The following is a 16,274-nucleotide window of genomic DNA, read 5'->3' on the forward strand; positions in this document are numbered from 1 at the left end:
ACCTAGTTTTTCTTATAGCTTACACGGTAGATTACATTGGCGTAATCATCGCTTACTAACAGACTGCCGTCACCTAATTCTGCAAATGCAACAGGGCGTCCAAATGTTGTTTCGTCTTTCATAAAGCCAGTAATAAATGGCGTATATTTAGTTACGCGACCTACTTCAATTGTTGCTAGCCCTACTTTATAACCTGCCTTTTTAGAACGGTTCCATGAGCCATGTTCAGCAACAAATAATTGGTGCTTATAACTTGCTGGAAATTGCTTAGCGTTATAAAAATGAATACCTAGTGGCGCTACATGCGCAGGAAGCGCAAGTGCTGGCGACGTGTAATCGGCAATGTTTTTACCTTCACCAAACTCAGGGTCAATAATCGCACCGGCATGAACATACGGAAAACCAAAATGCTCACCTTCTTGCGTTGCGCGGTTTAATTCATCAGGTGGAATATCATCGCCCATCATGTCGCGACCGTTATCACTAAACCATAAGGCTTGAGTCGCTGGATGAAAATCAAAACCCACTGTGTTTCTAACGCCCTTAGCTATTGTTTTTATTTGTTTTGTTTCTACATTAAGCGCAAAAATACGGCCAAAACGCTCATCTTCAGCACAAATATTACACGGCACACCCACTGGAATGATTAATTCTCCCGTTGGTGCAAAACGTAAAAATTTCCAACCATGATGACGCTCACTCGGTAATGCGCCATAAACCACATCAAACTTTGGCTCTTTTAATTGGGTATCAATATTTTTAAAGCGAATTATACGATGCACTTCGCCTACATATAAATCGCCATCTTTAATCGCTATGCCAGAGGGCATGTTTAAGCCTTTAGCAACAACAATTTTTTTATCTGCTACGCCATCGCTATTATGATCAATAAGCGCGTATACATTGCCCGCTTTACGAGAGCCAACATACACAATACCTTTTTTTGAAACAGCTATTTGACGCGCATTTTCTACATCATTTGCAAATAAACTTATTTCAAATCCCGGTGCTACGGTGAGCTTATCGAGTATATTTTTAGCCATTGCAGGAGCTGTAGTTAGCCCAAGTAATAGCAAACTTCCTAGTAGTTTATTCATTCATATCTCCCAGTATTAAACACAGGCGATCAAACTTGCGCCTTGTTACCATGATCTTCTAACCATTGACGACGATCCGGCGATCGTTTTTTAGCAAGCAGCATATCCATCATTTCCATAGTTTCTATTTCTTCATCAAGCGTAAGCTGTACTAAGCGTCGCGTATTAGGATCCATGGTTGTTTCGCGCAATTGCAGTGGGTTCATTTCACCCAGACCTTTGAATCGTTGCACGTTTACTTTTCCGCGTTTCTTCTCTGCTTCTATACGCGCTAAAATAGCGGTTTTTTCGCCTTCATCTAGTGCGTAATAAACTTCTTTACCAATATCTATTCTAAATAATGGCGGCATTGCAACATACACATGCCCTGTTTTTACTAACTCTGGAAAATGGCGAACAAACAATGCACACAATAGTGTTGCAATGTGTAGTCCATCCGAGTCTGCATCGGCCAATATACAAATTTTATTGTAGCGCAGTCCCGACATATCGGTTGATTCTGGATCAATTCCCAGTGCCACTGAAATATCGTGTACTTCTTGTGATGCTAATATTTGGCCTGATTCGACTTCCCACGTATTCAAAATTTTACCACGTAGCGGCATAATTGCCTGAAACTCACGGTCTCGCGCTTGTTTAGCAGAACCACCAGCAGAATCACCTTCCACTAAAAACAATTCGGTACGATCGTTATCGGCAGCACTACAATCGGTTAGTTTACCTGGTAATGCAGGGCCTGCAGTAACTCGTTTACGTACCACTTTTTTAGCTGCACGCAAACGGCTTTGCGCGTTTGAAATACATAGTTCAGCTAATAATTCTGCAGTATCGGTATGTTCATTTAGCCATAAACTAAACGAATCTTTTACAACACCCGATACAAATGCGGCACATGAACGTGATGAAAGTTTTTCTTTGGTTTGCCCTGCAAATTGTGGATCTTGCATTTTAACTGACAATACATAACTACAACGTTCCCAAATGTCGTCAGGCGTTAGCTTTACACCACGCGGGAGTAAGTTTCTAAACTCACAAAATTCACGCATTGCTTCAAGTAAACCTTGGCGCAGACCATTTACATGTGTACCACCTTGCGCGGTAGGAATAAGATTTACGTAACTTTCAGCTATTGATTCTCCACCCTCAGGTAGCCATACAACAGCCCAATCAGCGCCTTCAATAGAGCTTTTAAACTCACCTACAAACGGGTCTTGTGGTAATGTTTCAAAACCTTTAACGGCTTCAATTAGGTAATCTTTTAAACCCGTTTCGTAAAACCATTCTTGAGTTTCTTTCGTTTGCTTATTAACAAACTTAATACGCAGACCTGGGCATAAAACCGCTTTGGCTTTTAATAAATGATTAAGCTTGGTAATTGAATAGTTTGGTGAATCAAAGTAGCTAACATCAGCCCAAAAACGCACTGTAGTACCCGTATTGCGTTTACCGACGGTGCCTATGACACTCAAGTCTTCTACTTTATCGCCATTTTCAAATGCCATTCTGTATTGCTGGGCGTCTCGTCGTACAGTTACTTCTACGCGCGTAGATAGCGCATTCACTACAGAAATACCCACACCATGTAAACCACCCGAAAATTGGTAGTTTTTATTAGAAAACTTACCACCTGCGTGTAATTTAGTGAAAATTAACTCAACCCCAGGAATACCTTCCTCAGGGTGGATATCAATAGGCATACCACGACCGTCATCGCTCACTTCAAGTGAGTTATCTTCGTGGAGTATTACGTCGATACGTGTGGCATGACCAGCCATAGCTTCATCGACACTGTTATCGATAACCTCTTGGCCTAAATGATTCGGGCGTACGGTATCGGTGTACATCCCTGGGCGTCTTTTTACCGGATCTAATCCATTAAGTACTTCAATGGCTTCGGCGTTATAATTTTGATCACTCATAGTTTTTATCTTTATATGCGCTAAGGCTATGCTTAGCTAGTTTTACGTGATTTTAAGAAAATCTACAATACTGGTAAAGGTGTTATCAAAACCTGTATAGCTATGATCGCCACCAAACTCTACCCGTTGTTTGCATTGTGAATAATAGTTTACTGCGTGTTGAAAATTAAGCACTTCATCGCCGGTTTGCTGTAATAAATACAGCAACTCAGGGTATTTTAGCTTATCTACAGACAGTATTTTTAAGGCATTTATATGACTGCTATTTAAATCATAATGATAATCTTGGTAAGGATTATAGTTTGGCCCAAGTAACGCTTGTAATAAATTGTATGGTGCTACCGCTGGATTAATAACCACTGCAGGAATTTGATAACGCTGCGATAAATATGTGGCAAAAAAACCACCTAACGAGCTCCCTAATAATACTGTATTAGGTGTTAGTAATTGCTCAAGCTTAATGATAGCTTGTATAGGCTCATGGTTTAGGCACGGTACACAATAATCAACGTCATAGTGTGCCATAAGCTCGCCAAAGCGCACAGCTTTATATGACTTATGTGAGCTATTAAAACCATGAACATAAATTACACGTTTAGCCATACTACTTCCGTTTTCATGCCTATTTTATCTTTTTCTGTATCTATATAAAGCATTCTATAAGCTGGGCCGCAGTTTTGCTGTTGCCACTGGGCACTGTATTTTTTAAACTGCGTAGAACTCGCCGGTGTTGCAAACACGCTTAACTCTCTATAACTTTGCTCATATTCATTATGAACGTGACCATGGAAAACCCCAATAATATTACCACTATTTACCAGTACATTTAATAATTGAGGCCCATTTTCGAGCATGTGCTTATCAAGGTAGCCATTTATTGGTAACGGATTATGATGACAAAATATGATCTTTTTACTGCTTGATTGAACCAAACACTCCGTTGTTTCATCTAAATGCGCGCCAGTCACCCACCCAGCAGGTGTAGGACCTTTCGAATTAATAAGTAGTAACTCAATGCCGCTTGCCGCTATGTGTTTGGCACTATTTATTTGCCCACCACTTATACGGTTAAGCATTGTTATCTCATCGTGATTACCTGGCAACCAGAATACGGGACATGTTAATGCACTTTTATGTATCAGCTCACTAAACAATAGATAAGACTCAAAGCTGTGATCTTGTGTTAAATCACCACCAAATATCACACAATCAAGTGGTTTTTGAGCCATGTGAGCTAGTGCTTGTTCAAAATGCGATGCAGTGTTTACTCCAAAGTACTCACCGTCTTTATCGGCAAATAAATGGCAATCGGTTACATGCGCTATGCGCAGCACCGATTTATTAAATGTATGTTTATCATCAAACCAAGCCATTATTTACATCCCAATTAAGGGTCGCTTGTCCGTGTTCAACACAGGCAACAAGCCAATCATATAAAAAAGCGTTAAGTTGGTATTTTTCATCTTTTTGATGCATTTTAGGGTTAGGATACCCATAAGATGGCTTTATCCTTTGATGATAATCGTGATGAATAATCTCAGCTACTTTAGCGTCATGATACAATCTAACCGTTAAGTAAAGCGGTGCTATGCCTTTAACCATTCCTGTTAACTGCTTAATTGAAATATCCATAGTGTATTTTGCACTACCATCAATTTTTGTAGCAAACTCACTGTTGCCAAGTTTTACTTCACGAATGCTTCCTATATTGCGCTCGCTAGGCAGTAATTTTAATAGTCGCACATAATTATGCTCGCAAAGCGTTAAATACTTTGGGAGGCTTTGAATATATCGTTTTGTTGCTAATCGTGCTGTCAAAGTACCACCATAATATTAGTAAGAATTTATGCCCATTTACTTGCCATCTTTTCGCGATTAAGTGCAAGCCATTGCATACAGATAACCGTTGCTGCATTATCCATTTCACCGTTATTGAGGCGAATTAAGGCATCATCAACCGTTAATATATGGGTTTTTATGTCTTCACCTTCCGTTTCCAGCCCATAAACACCCGACTCTATTTGGCTTAAATCAGCGCGTGCTAAATACAAATGTAGGCGTTCAGTTGTGCCACCGGGGCTTGATAAGTATGAAAGCATAAACTCCAACTCATCTAACTCAAGCCCAGCCTCTTCAAATGCTTCTTTTTTAACGACAGCTTCATAATCATCACTACCATCGGTCATGCCAGCAATACATTCTAGCAGCCATGGCGAGTCCTTGCTTTTAATAGCGCCAATACGTATTTGCTCAATTAAAAGGATGGTGTCTGATACTGGGTCGTACGGCAATACAGCAATAGCATCACCGCGCTCTAATATTTCGCGACGAATAGTTTTTGATTTTCCACCTGCAAATAATGCGTGTTCGAACTGATATAAGTTCACCTGAAAAAAACCTTTATAGAGATTTATTACAGGTTTTATTTTCACATCTTTATGTGTAAATTTAACCAAACTTTTACTTACCATGCATCGACTTCCTGTATATCTAAACGATTAAAATGCGTTAATATATTCTGTTACATTTGAACATGCAGTTTTACAAAAAAATTTTTTTTATTAAGTAAAACAGGTTAACATGCTTTTAGTATAAAAATTGTCTAAGGACTGAACCCATATGAAAAAGAACATTCTTGCGGCACTGATTAGTTTATCATGTGCACTAGGCTCAACAGCAGCTAATGCTGAAGATTTACTAAACGTTTTTGAAATAGCGACAGCTAATGATCCTACCGTTTTAAAGGCAAAAGCCCAAGCAGATGCACAATCTTACGAAAGTGATCGTGCTATGAGTGCATTATTACCTCAAATTGGTTTAAGCATGGGTTACAAAAAAACTGATTCAACCACTTATAGACAATCTGAAGATTTGTCGGCTATTAATCAGTTTAATACTGATAACGATGAGTTTTCTCGAGGCTTAAGTTTAAGTCAAACTTTATTTGATTTAGGCGCTTGGAACTCATTAGATATTGCAGATAAACAAGCTCTGCAAGCAAGCGCGCAATACGATGCAGCTAAGCAAAACTTAATTGTACGCGTTGCTGAAGGTTATTTTAACGTATTAAGTGCGGTTGACAATCTTGAGTTTATAGAAGCCGAAAAACGTGCTATTGAACGCCAACTTGAACAAACAAAACAACGCTATGCGGTAGGCTTAACAGCTATTACAGACGTACACGAAGCACAAGCACAGTTTGATAATTCAGTAGCTCAAGAAATTATTGCAAGCAATGCAGTAGAAACAGCCCGTGAGCAACTTCGTGAAATCACGGGTAAGTACCATGCAAAATTAGATTTTTTAAATACCGATACTTTCTCTACAACTAAGCCAGCTAAACTTTCTTCAGATTTTGTTAAAGTCGCTGAAAATAAAAATATTAGTTTACAAGTATCCAAAGTAACCGTTGATATTGCAAGAGATCAAATTGAGCTAGCTAAAGCGGGGCATTACCCAAAACTAACTCTAAACGCTAGCTATGGTGACACTCTGACTGATACAACAACAAACAATTTGAGTTTCAATAACCGCCCGCGTGAAGATTTATCCTCGGTCGGTATTAACTTCAGCGTCCCACTCTACTCGGGTGGTGCAACGGTTGCTGCAACTAATCAAGCCCGTGCATTTTACGTAGCTGCAAGTCAAGATTATGAAACAAATTACCGTGCTATAACACGCACTGTTATTACATCTTACAACCAAGTTGTTTCAGATATTGCAACTTACAAAGCACTAGAGCAAGCGGTTGTTTCGGCCCAAAGTGCGCTTAAAGCAACTGAAGCAGGTTTTGAAGTAGGCACACGAACTATTGTTGACGTACTGGTTAGTACACAAAACTTATACAATGCAAAGCGTAACCTTGCTGATGTGCGTTATAGGTATGTACTATCTACCCTTCGCTTAAAACAAGCAGCAGGAACATTAACAAGTGAAGATTTAGTGGCAATAAACCAAGGGTTAAAAGCCGCTTAAATTACACTTTTTGTAATGTAAAACTAGAAAAGCCAGCGACATTGCTGGCTTTTTGTATTTTATAGCGCTTAGCGTTAAACTAGCATTTTTATTTATAGAGAGTTTTTTGTGGTCACCTCATCTCCTTTTAAAGCATCTTTTTTAGGTCCTCGATACTGGCTAACGTGGATTGGCGTTTTATTCTTATATTTACTCTCTTGGTTGCCACAAAAACTACAATTAGCCATGGGTAAACAGCTGGGACGTTTAGTTTATAAATTCATGAAACGCCGTCGCCATATTGCACAAGTAAACATTAAACTATGCTTTCCTGATATGAGCGAAGCAGATCAAAAAGACCTAGTACTCAAAAATATGGAAAATACAGGAATTGCGATGGTCGAGACCGGTATGGCTTGGTGGTGGCCGCAATGGCGTGCTCAAAAAGCATTAGGGTCTTTTAAAGGGCTTGAACACTTTGAGCGGGTGCAAGCTTCTGGCAAAGGCGTATTATTACTTATTCCTCATGTTTTACATCTTGAAATGGCTAGTCGCATAATGGGATTAGCGTGCCAAGGAGTTGGGTTTTATCGTCCTCATAACAACCCATTGATGGAATACTTTACAACCAATGGACGCCTCCGCTCTAACGAATATTTAATTGGTCGTAAGGACGTAAAAGGTCTATTAAAAGCATTAAAAAATAAAAAAGTTTGTTATTACTTGCCTGATCAAGATTACGGTCGTAACCGTTGTGAGTTTGTTCCTTTTTACGCAGTACCCGATACAGCAACCACAACAGGCACACTGATGTTTGCTGGTAGTAAAAACTGCGAAACAATGAGCTTAATCACGCGTCGTGACGACAATGGTAAGTATCACTTAGAAATACTACCTGAGCTTGAAGATTTCCCAAGTGGTGACGATAAAGCGGATGTAATACGTGTAAATCAACGTATGGAGCGTTCAATTAACGCGGCGCCTGAGCAATATATGTGGCTCCATCGCCGTTTTAAAACGAGACCAGACAAAAATACCCCTTCTTTTTATAAGAAGTAGCAGTGGAATAACACTAAATACAAAAAGTGAGTAGAGATTATGTGGTTTTGGGTTAAACATTTATCATTTGCTGCAGTATTAATTATACTGGCTATCTATTTTTTATTCAGTGATGGGCCAACATTTGATATTAGAGATTCTAAAAATGCGGCAGCTGAAGGGCTATCTCGCTTTTATTCATCCATCCGTAATCAAGTTAAAAGCAATAAAGAGCGAGATCAATTTGTACTCCAACTAAAAAAGCCAGATCAGACTCTTGATCGCGTGTTAGCGGAACGAGGCCGAACGGTTGATCCTATGCCAACTAGCTGGACGGGCGGAATTGAGCCAAGACGTTTTGAAAGTGGGACAACGTTAAAAAAAGCACTTTCTCAATATGCTGATAATGAAGGTCTTGCGCTTTATTGGTATTTAAGTAAAGACTACGTAGTAAAAGATCATTTTAGAGTCGACAGTAATTTCACCTCTGCATTATATCAAGTAGGCAGAGCTATTAATGATGACTTTGAATATGAGGTCTACACTTATTTTTGCCACAAACAACGTGCCGCAATAATTACTGAAAAACCGTCTGAATTTGTACGTGCTAACTGCTTAAAATTAAACAATTAAACATTTAAACATTTAAACATTTAAACATTTAAACAACCACTTAAAATAAAAACCCAAGCTTTAGCTTGGATTTTTAAATTTAACTTAACGCAAAAATGCTATTCCAAATATGTGTTACATGAGTAATATCATTCTGGAATGCTTCTCGTGATACTAATTTACCTTGCTGATCTAAGCTCAGTACATGGTAGCAAGAACGATAATCAATATATGCTTTGACCAACTGCTGCTTTTGCTCTTCAGTAATACAACCAATTTTAGCAGCCTCAGTTAAAATTCTTACGTTGTCAGAATAAACTATTAGCTTTTCAAATTTATGAGCATGTTTGAGCACTATATATTGCGTAATAAATTCAATATCAGCCATACCACCAATATCTTGCTTTAAGTCAAATTGATCAGTATTTCCTTTTGCTAGATGATCACGCATTTTTTCACGCATTTTTATAACATCATCTTTTAGTGTTGTAGCATCGCGTTGTTGACTCAGTATATTTTTTCTAATTTCTAGAAAGCGTTCAACTAGCTCATCTTGACCTAAAATTAAGCGAGCACGAACAAGTGCTTGATGTTCCCACGTCCATGCTTGAGTTTGCTGATAATGATTAAAGCTTTCAAGGTTGATCGCTAACAACCCTGATGCACCTTCAGGTCGTAAGCGTGTATCAAGCTCATATAAAATCCCCGATGCGGTACGTGTATTAAATAAATGCATTAGGCGTTGTGCGAGTTTTAGATAAAACTGCCTTGAATCAATTGGCTTATCGCCATCAGTTTGACTAGAACCGTCGTGGTTATGTACAAAAACTAAATCAAGATCTGAATCGTAACCCACTTCAAATCCCCCTGTTTTACCGTAAGCAATTACGGCAAACCCTTTATTTTCATCGTCAGTGCCCGGCGGCATGCCAAAACGCTTAACCGTATTATGCCATGCAATATTAACAGCTTGATCAACAATCGCTTCGGCCAGTGCTGTTAAGTGATCGCTTACTTTCATAACATCAATTACTCCAGTAGCATCAGCTGCTGCGATACGTAATTGATGTGTTTGTTTGAACTGCCTTAGAGATTCCATTTGTAGTTCTAAATCATCATGTTCAATGCGTAAGAAATATTGCCTTATTTCATATTTATAAGCAGTTAAAGGGGTCGGCTTATACAAAACTGCAGGATCAATAAGCTCGTCAAGTAAGATAGGATAGCGAGATATATGTTCTCCTATCCATTTGCTATGGCAACACAATAGTACCAGCTGCTTTAATGTTCCTGGATTTTCGTATAATAATTCCAAGTACGCAGTACGCGAAATAATTTTATTTAGTATTTGGCAAACCATAGAAAATGCTGCACCACTGGCGTTAAAATTATTTAACTGTTTTAGTAAAGCTGGCATTAATTTATCGAGAATATCGCGCCCCCGATTACCTATTTTTGCCTTTGATATACGTTGTTTAAAATCTTTTAATGGTAATTGCCAACCATCTTTGGATTCATTTAAAAAACTAATATCACCATGATCCCATGCACTCACAAATGCCCCTTCACTTGTATCTAAAGGCTCAGTTTCTTCACCAATCACCTGTGTGAATTCGTTATGTATTTGCTGCATGACGTGATCTATTTCAACCAATGTTGCGCCAAAGTTATCCTGCTCTAATAAAGTATTTAGGCGTTGTTGATTTAACTCATCATCCGGCAATGTTTGTGTTTGCTGGTCGTCGAATATTTGCAAGTACTGTTCAACTTTACGTAAATAAAGATAATTTTTCTCAAGACCTTGCGCTTCAAGCTCATTAATAACTTGGTTAACCGTTAATTCCTTTAACGCTTTAAGTAATGATTGTGTTTGTAAGTTAGCTTCTCGTCCACCTCTTACCATTTGCAACGCTTGAACAATAAACTCAACCTCTCGAATACCACCACCACCTAGTTTGATATTATTAGTTAAACCTTTTCGCCGCACTTCTTGGGCAATCATTAACTTCATTTTTCGTAGTGATTCAATCACTGAGAAATCAATATAGCGACGATATACAAATGGCTTTAAAAGCTGATTAAATTCATCCCAATACTGATTAGGTGTGCCAATTAAACGCCCTTTTAACATGGCATAACGTTCCCAATCTCGTCCTTGCTCTTGGTAATAGTCTTCAATTGCGTTAAAGCTCATAACAAGTGGGCCACTTTCACCAAACGGGCGAAGTCGCATATCAACCCTAAATACTTGCCCGTCACCGGTCGTTTGATTTAGCGCTGCAATTAGCTTTTGTGCCACCTTTGTATAAAATATTTGCGCCTCTAAGTTTCGACGTCCACCTTGTGTTTTAACACTGCGGGGATAAGCAAAAATAAGATCTATGTCTGATGAGTAATTAAGTTCTTGCCCCCTAGCTTACCCATACCAAGTACCATTAATGGCATTGCTCGGTTACCCTCATCTAAAGGTTCGCCATTAATTTTAGCAACGTGCGTATGCGCCCATTGATTCGCACTTTCTATCAACATATCAGCAAGCTGGCTAATGTATTTTATGCTATCAGCAATTGGGTGATTACAGCATAGATCTAAAAATGCGACCTTAAGCCAGTACTTCTCTCGAAACTGACGAAGTATCTTATGACATTCATTTTCATCTATCTCAGCTAAATTTCTATTTTCAAAAGGAGAATTAATAATTCGGCTTTGTATTTCGTCTTTGCATGTTAGCCACTCTTTTAAGTCTGGCTGGGATCTTAAACTACGCCACGCAAAGTCACTTAATCCGAGTAACTTTACAATAATGGGCTCTTTATTTTGCTCTGGGTACAACTGCTCAAAGCGCATTAAGCCAAGTTTTTGTAATTGAATAGGAAGTTGCTTTACATTACTCATCAATACTCTCTTTTATATCATCAGTAACCGTACTAGAATGATTAAAACCTAGAAAGGTTAACTCTACTTAGGAATACCATGTCTTATTTGTCATTATCTAACACTAGTTTTGTTGCGATTGCTATTAGTTTTGCGGTTATTTGCATAACTATATTTTGCCTACGAGTCGTAACTCAAATTAAAGCAAAACAAGCGCTTAAAGATGAACTTGCGCAGCACGATAACTTTGCAATGGGGATTAGTTTTGCCTCTGAAATATCAGTTGTTATTGCAACTATGGCTTTTTTGTTTGATGAAATTAGCGTAAGTACTGCGCAATCCAACCCTTTAAAAGTGATTGTATTAATTATTCTACTGTTTATTTTTATCAAAGCGGGACACTTAATTCATCGAAAATGGATTCTCCATCGTTTTAATGAAGAAGCCGCTATATTAAAACAAAACGTATGTGCTGCATTAGTCGATTCAGGTATGTTAATCGCTAACTGCATTATGACTTTAGGACTTTATACGTGGACCCATACACAAGGTCTAAGTAACTTGCTAATTGCTTTTGTTAGTTTTTTTGTCCTGCAAGGTATGTTCGCTTTTGATAGTAAAATCCGCGAGTACCGCTTTGCAAAAGCGAATCAAGGAGCTTCATTACAGAGCAACTTTAATTTAGAGAACACCTCGATAGGGATACGCTATGCTGGTAAGTCGATTGGTTTAGCACTCGCTGTGTATGCCGGTTTATCCAGTGCTGAATTTCAAAATGGTAAAATGGTAGAAAATTTATTCACTCTCGTCATGCACTGCGGTGTAATGTGGATATTACTGTATGCGCTTACTTTTGTAATAAAAGTTATATCCTTACCTAATATTGATACAGCGCTTGAAGTTGATCATCAAGATAACATAGGGATTGCTTGTATTGAATGTGCTGTTTTTTGTGCTATTGGCTACTTGCTAATTAGCATGTTTTCTATTTAGCCTCCCTTTGACTGAAAAGGTTGGCCAGCGTACTAGATTGCTATGATATTAAAATTTATTTAGCGCTTGGAAAAATAAGGTGAATTTACACATCAATAGTGGGCTTACTGCACGTGAATTCAACATCGTTAATGTTGAATTCAGCTGTGTAAGATAAATTGACTATTTTTGGCTCAAGTTATTTTTCAGTGAGTTCTTTAAATTAAACAGCTATAAACGATCTACTTTTAATTAAGTTTGTATACACTGACCTAAATACGATGGGGACTTATGCCATTCCAAGTGACTAACTATTTATTAATAGACATAGATAAAGAGTTTAGCCGATCATTTGCTGAGCATTATTTTAATAGTGAACGACGAAATACATCGAGCCCCTTAGTCATAGCGGGTTCTAATATGCGCCAATTAGTAAAAATGATGTTTGATGAGCTTATAAAAGACTATTGCTATTGCGATTTTGAAAACGAAATAAGCGTTTCTGAACTTGCCAGCTACTTGCATGATCATCACAGTATCGAAGGTATTTTACTAAATAAAGTCGACTACTTACTGGCCGATGATGCACAGCGATTTATCTATAACTCTTTGCATAAAAATCGCATTTTAGTTAGTCAAGATGAAAATGGTTTTAACTTTTGCCCACTAACAGACCAAAGCTACTCTAATCATCTATCTTGTCACACTGATATAGCAGAAACTCCTTTGAACCTAGTTGAGTTAACAGAACAACTTAATAGAAAATAAATAATTGCACCAAGCTCACAGCTTACTTACCATAGCGGTATATAACTTTTATGCGCTAACCTATAAGTGACATTACATGCGAGTTCCTCATATTTATCAAAAATCTAACATTATCTTAAATACCCCCGTTTCGTTAGATGAAGACGCTGCAGGCCACGTTGGCCGTGTACTTCGTATGAAAGTAGGCGAAAATGTGTCTATTTTTAATGGCGAAGGCGGCGAATACCTTAGTGAAATAATTGAAGTAACTAAAAAAACAGTTGTAGTAATGCCATATGAATTTAATGCTCATGATGTTGAATCACCCTTAAAAATTCATTTAGGTCAGTGTGTTTCACGTGGCGATAAAATGGATTTTACGATTCAAAAATCAGTTGAACTAGGGATTACCGAAATTACGCCTATTTTTAGTCAGCGCTGTGGCGTAAAACTAATGGGTGATCGCCTTGAGAAAAAACACCAACAATGGCAAAAAATCGCAATTGCAGCAGCTGAGCAGTCAGGACGTAACTTTATACCAATCATTAATCCACCGATTGATTTAAAACAATGGCTTGCACAACAAACCAATGCAATTAAGCTCACACTCCACCCTCGTGCTGAGCACAGCATTAAAACCATTACAGTACCTAAAGATGGCGTGCGCTTTTTAGTCGGTCCTGAAGGTGGTTTTACCGATGATGAAATGGCACTAACTAAGCAACTAGATTTTGTAGATATTCGTTTAGGCCCGCGTGTTTTACGAACGGAAACGGCCGCTTTAACGGTCTTAAGTGCATTACAGCTTCAATTTGGCGATTTAGCTAATTGAAATAACTAAAAGCACCCTCATATAAACAGTAACATTTATAGTAAGGCACAGCGCATGGCAATTAAGTTAGGTATTATTTCAGATCCTATTAGTGGATTTAACATCAAAAAAGACACCGGTTTTGCAATGATGATGCAAGCGCAAGAACGCGGCTACGAAATTTATTATATGGAGATGGATGATTTATCTCTTCGTAAAGGTAAATCTTACGCTACGGCGTCTAAAGCGCAAGTATTCAACAATGCAGAAAAATGGTACGAGCTTGAAGAAAAAGCCACTATAGCCCTTGCCGACCTTGATGTAATTTTAATGCGTAAAGACCCTCCTTTTGATACTGAATACATTTACGCGACGTATATTTTAGAGCGTGCAGAACAAGAAGGTACGTTAATAATTAACAAGCCACAAAGCCTTCGCGATGCTAATGAAAAGCTATTTACAGCATGGTTTAGCGAACATACGCCAGATACCCTGGTTACACGTAGTCAAAAACAAATTCGTGAGTTTTTAGCCGAGCATAAAGACATTATTTTAAAACCACTTGATGGCATGGGTGGCGCATCTATTTTCCGCATTAGAGAAGACGACGCTAATATAGGTGTAATTTGTGAAACGTTAACCGAACACGGCAGTCGCTTTGCTATGGTGCAAAATTATATTCCTGAGATCAAACAAGGCGACAAGCGCGTATTGGTTATTGATGGCGAAGTCATTCCGTATTGTTTAGCGCGCATTCCACAAAATGGTGAAACGCGCGGTAACTTAGCTGTAGGCGGTCGAGGCGAAGCGCGTCCTCTTAGCGAATCAGATTTAAAAATAGCGCAAGCTGTTGCACCAACGCTTAAAGAAAAAGGCTTAATATTTGTAGGCTTAGATATTATTGGCGATAAATTAACTGAAATTAACGTCACTGCACCAACGTGCGTGCGCGAAATTGAAGCTGCTTATGATATTTCAATTACGGGTATTTTATTTGACGCAATTGAGAAAAAACTAGGTAAATAAGCACATACCTAATCGTTACTTATAGCTTTTTTCGCATTAAAAATTAATGCAGTAACTGCTGCATTAATTTTTAATGATATACATAAGCTTATTTAGTTTTAAAAACATAGGTATATGCCATACTCAAAGTCCACTAACTTAAAAGGGTGAAATCTATGCAGTCATTAGAAAATCATTTTTTAATCGCGATGCCGTCGATGCAAGACCCTTTTTTAAACGTGCCGTTACCTATATTTGTGAGCACAATGAAGATGGGGCTATGGGCTTGGTGATCAACCAACCTATTAATGTTACCGTTGGCGAACTACTGGACAAAATAGAAATAGATAATGATAAAACCCAGCAAGCTGCACAAGTTGCTGTATATGCAGGTGGCCCGGTTAAAACCGATCGAGGCTTTGTACTGCATTCTCCAAAACTGGGTTACACCTCAAGTCAAAAGCTCAGTAGTGACATTATGATCACTACATCTAAAGATGTACTCGCAAGTTTAACAACCGCACAAGCACCCGAGCAGTTTATCATTACCTTAGGTTATTCAGGTTGGGAGCAAGGTCAACTAGAGCAAGAACTACTTGATAATAGTTGGTTAATTATAGAAGCTGATCCGAAGATCATTTTTAATACGCCCGTTGAAAAACGATGGGAAAAAGCGGTTTCAATGCTGGGCTTTGATATAAGCCAACTAAGCCCTGAAGCCGGTCACGCATAGTAATTTTAATTATTTAAAACTTAAACAAGACAAACATGACAAAAAAACGCTTAAACCGCAAGGCGAGCGAACCGTAATGGGCTTTGACTTTGGCACCAAAAGTATTGGCATTGCTATTGGTCAAGAGCTCACTGGTAGTGCATCGAGCCTAAAGGCTGTAAAAGCGCAAGATGGTATTCCAAATTGGGATCATATTGCAGTACAAGTGTCGCAGTGGCAGCCCGACTTAATGGTTGTTGGTTTGCCGCTAAATATGGATGGGACTTCACAAGAAGTAACCTTTAAAGCTAAAAAGTTTGCTAACAGGCTGCATAACCATTACGGCATTCCTGTGCAAACGCAAGACGAGCGCTTAACAACAGCCGATGCTAAAGCTCGTTTATTCGAGCAAGGCGGCTATAAAAACTTGGGTAAAGGTAATGTAGATAATATGTCTGCGGTTATTATTTTAGAAAGTTTTTTTGAATCTAGTTACGGTGAATAATAAGGCCGTATAAAATATAAAAGCGCCA

14 protein-coding genes and 2 pseudogenes are annotated in these 16,274 nt (G+C 38.5%); 9 read left to right on the forward strand and 7 right to left on the reverse strand.

Features of this window, described 5'->3' with window-relative positions; genetic code table 11:
- Window positions 1-2: 2 nt before the first annotated feature.
- Genes P4S65_RS01595 through P4S65_RS01620 form a run of 6 tightly spaced genes read right to left on the reverse strand, consistent with a single transcriptional unit; the run spans window position 3 to window position 5,487 of the window.
- Window positions 3-1,097 carry a PQQ-dependent sugar dehydrogenase gene (locus tag P4S65_RS01595; protein ID WP_008136373.1) on the reverse strand — a complete coding sequence of 365 codons (1,095 nt, stop codon included), beginning with the start codon at window positions 1,095-1,097 and terminating at the stop codon, window positions 3-5.
- A gap of 29 nt (window positions 1,098-1,126) precedes the next feature.
- Window positions 1,127-3,016 (reverse strand): DNA topoisomerase IV subunit B, encoded by a 1,890-nt coding sequence (gene parE, locus P4S65_RS01600; RefSeq protein WP_008136372.1) that lies wholly within the window; start codon window positions 3,014-3,016, stop codon window positions 1,127-1,129.
- A 42-nt stretch (window positions 3,017-3,058) separates the two neighbouring features.
- Window positions 3,059-3,619 (reverse strand): YqiA/YcfP family alpha/beta fold hydrolase, encoded by a 561-nt coding sequence (locus tag P4S65_RS01605; RefSeq protein ID WP_096793764.1) that lies wholly within the window; start codon window positions 3,617-3,619, stop codon window positions 3,059-3,061.
- Window positions 3,604-4,389: a metallophosphoesterase gene (locus P4S65_RS01610; protein WP_096793765.1), complete on the reverse strand. Its 786-nt coding sequence runs from the start codon at window positions 4,387-4,389 to the stop codon at window positions 3,604-3,606. Before P4S65_RS01610 ends, P4S65_RS01605 begins: the two co-directional genes overlap by 16 nt.
- Window positions 4,376-4,834: a DUF1249 domain-containing protein gene (locus P4S65_RS01615; protein WP_007376510.1), complete on the reverse strand. Its 459-nt coding sequence runs from the start codon at window positions 4,832-4,834 to the stop codon at window positions 4,376-4,378. The genes P4S65_RS01610 and P4S65_RS01615 overlap by 14 nt, the downstream gene beginning before the upstream one ends.
- Before the next feature lie 26 nt (window positions 4,835-4,860).
- Window positions 4,861-5,487 carry an NUDIX domain-containing protein gene (locus P4S65_RS01620; protein WP_096793767.1) on the reverse strand — a complete coding sequence of 209 codons (627 nt, stop codon included), beginning with the start codon at window positions 5,485-5,487 and terminating at the stop codon, window positions 4,861-4,863.
- A gap of 148 nt (window positions 5,488-5,635) precedes the next feature.
- Between P4S65_RS01620 and tolC the strand changes: the two genes are divergently transcribed.
- The 3 genes from tolC to P4S65_RS01635 all read left to right on the forward strand — a co-directional run bounded on the left by tolC (window position 5,636) and on the right by P4S65_RS01635 (window position 8,641).
- Complete coding sequence (gene tolC / locus P4S65_RS01625; protein ID WP_033031395.1) at window positions 5,636-6,991, forward strand: outer membrane channel protein TolC; 1,356 nt, start codon at window positions 5,636-5,638, stop codon at window positions 6,989-6,991.
- Window positions 6,992-7,099: 108 nt separating this feature from the next.
- Window positions 7,100-8,029, forward strand: a complete 930-nt coding sequence (lpxL, locus tag P4S65_RS01630; RefSeq protein WP_007376513.1) for an LpxL/LpxP family Kdo(2)-lipid IV(A) lauroyl/palmitoleoyl acyltransferase — start codon at window positions 7,100-7,102, stop codon at window positions 8,027-8,029.
- Window positions 8,030-8,068: 39 nt separating this feature from the next.
- Entirely contained in the window at window positions 8,069-8,641 is a 573-nt protein-coding gene (locus P4S65_RS01635; RefSeq protein WP_337119436.1) for a toxin co-regulated pilus biosynthesis Q family protein, read from the forward strand.
- A 79-nt stretch (window positions 8,642-8,720) separates the two neighbouring features.
- Here P4S65_RS01635 and glnE read toward each other — a convergent pair.
- A pseudogene (gene glnE / locus P4S65_RS01640) lies at window positions 8,721-11,515 on the reverse strand (bifunctional [glutamate--ammonia ligase]-adenylyl-L-tyrosine phosphorylase/[glutamate--ammonia-ligase] adenylyltransferase).
- 78 nt (window positions 11,516-11,593) lie between these two features.
- Between glnE and P4S65_RS01645 the strand changes: the two are divergent.
- From P4S65_RS01645 to ruvX, 6 genes and pseudogenes are all read left to right on the forward strand, one after another.
- Entirely contained in the window at window positions 11,594-12,487 is an 894-nt protein-coding gene (locus P4S65_RS01645) for a DUF350 domain-containing protein (RefSeq protein WP_149614641.1), read from the forward strand.
- A gap of 270 nt (window positions 12,488-12,757) precedes the next feature.
- The gene (locus tag P4S65_RS01650; protein WP_096793770.1) at window positions 12,758-13,234 is read left to right on the forward strand and encodes a hypothetical protein; all 477 of its coding nucleotides are present in this window, start codon (window positions 12,758-12,760) and stop codon (window positions 13,232-13,234) included.
- Between the two features lie 76 nt (window positions 13,235-13,310).
- Window positions 13,311-14,045, forward strand: coding sequence for a 16S rRNA (uracil(1498)-N(3))-methyltransferase (gene rsmE, locus P4S65_RS01655; protein WP_096793771.1), 735 nt, complete (start codon window positions 13,311-13,313; stop codon window positions 14,043-14,045).
- A gap of 54 nt (window positions 14,046-14,099) precedes the next feature.
- Window positions 14,100-15,050, forward strand: a complete 951-nt coding sequence (gshB, locus tag P4S65_RS01660) for a glutathione synthase (RefSeq protein WP_007376519.1) — start codon at window positions 14,100-14,102, stop codon at window positions 15,048-15,050.
- A gap of 155 nt (window positions 15,051-15,205) precedes the next feature.
- Window positions 15,206-15,762: pseudogene (locus tag P4S65_RS01665) on the forward strand (YqgE/AlgH family protein).
- A 76-nt stretch (window positions 15,763-15,838) separates the two neighbouring features.
- Complete coding sequence (gene ruvX, locus P4S65_RS01670) at window positions 15,839-16,246, forward strand: Holliday junction resolvase RuvX (RefSeq protein ID WP_337119437.1); 408 nt, start codon at window positions 15,839-15,841, stop codon at window positions 16,244-16,246.
- The last annotated feature ends 28 nt before the right edge of the window (window positions 16,247-16,274 follow it).

Source organism: Pseudoalteromonas sp. B131b, assembly GCF_037162545.1.
Taxonomy (GTDB): domain Bacteria; phylum Pseudomonadota; class Gammaproteobacteria; order Enterobacterales; family Alteromonadaceae; genus Pseudoalteromonas; species Pseudoalteromonas fuliginea.

Bases quoted from the DNA above. Each gene is read 5' to 3' on its own strand.
- P4S65_RS01595 (WP_008136373.1), bottom strand. From the start codon at position 1,097: ATGAATAAACTACTAGGAAGTTTGCTATTACTTGGGCTAACTACAGCT.
- parE (WP_008136372.1), bottom strand. From the start codon at position 3,016: ATGAGTGATCAAAATTATAACGCCGAAGCCATTGAAGTACTTAATGGA.
- P4S65_RS01605 (WP_096793764.1), bottom strand. From the start codon at position 3,619: ATGGCTAAACGTGTAATTTATGTTCATGGTTTTAATAGCTCACATAAG.
- P4S65_RS01610 (WP_096793765.1), bottom strand. From the start codon at position 4,389: ATGGCTTGGTTTGATGATAAACATACATTTAATAAATCGGTGCTGCGC.
- P4S65_RS01620 (WP_096793767.1), bottom strand. From the start codon at position 5,487: ATGGTAAGTAAAAGTTTGGTTAAATTTACACATAAAGATGTGAAAATA.
- tolC (WP_033031395.1), top strand. From the start codon at position 5,636: ATGAAAAAGAACATTCTTGCGGCACTGATTAGTTTATCATGTGCACTA.
- P4S65_RS01635 (WP_337119436.1), top strand. From the start codon at position 8,069: ATGTGGTTTTGGGTTAAACATTTATCATTTGCTGCAGTATTAATTATA.
- P4S65_RS01645 (WP_149614641.1), top strand. From the start codon at position 11,594: ATGTCTTATTTGTCATTATCTAACACTAGTTTTGTTGCGATTGCTATT.
- P4S65_RS01650 (WP_096793770.1), top strand. From the start codon at position 12,758: ATGCCATTCCAAGTGACTAACTATTTATTAATAGACATAGATAAAGAG.
- rsmE (WP_096793771.1), top strand. From the start codon at position 13,311: ATGCGAGTTCCTCATATTTATCAAAAATCTAACATTATCTTAAATACC.
- gshB (WP_007376519.1), top strand. From the start codon at position 14,100: ATGGCAATTAAGTTAGGTATTATTTCAGATCCTATTAGTGGATTTAAC.
- ruvX (WP_337119437.1), top strand. From the start codon at position 15,839: ATGGGCTTTGACTTTGGCACCAAAAGTATTGGCATTGCTATTGGTCAA.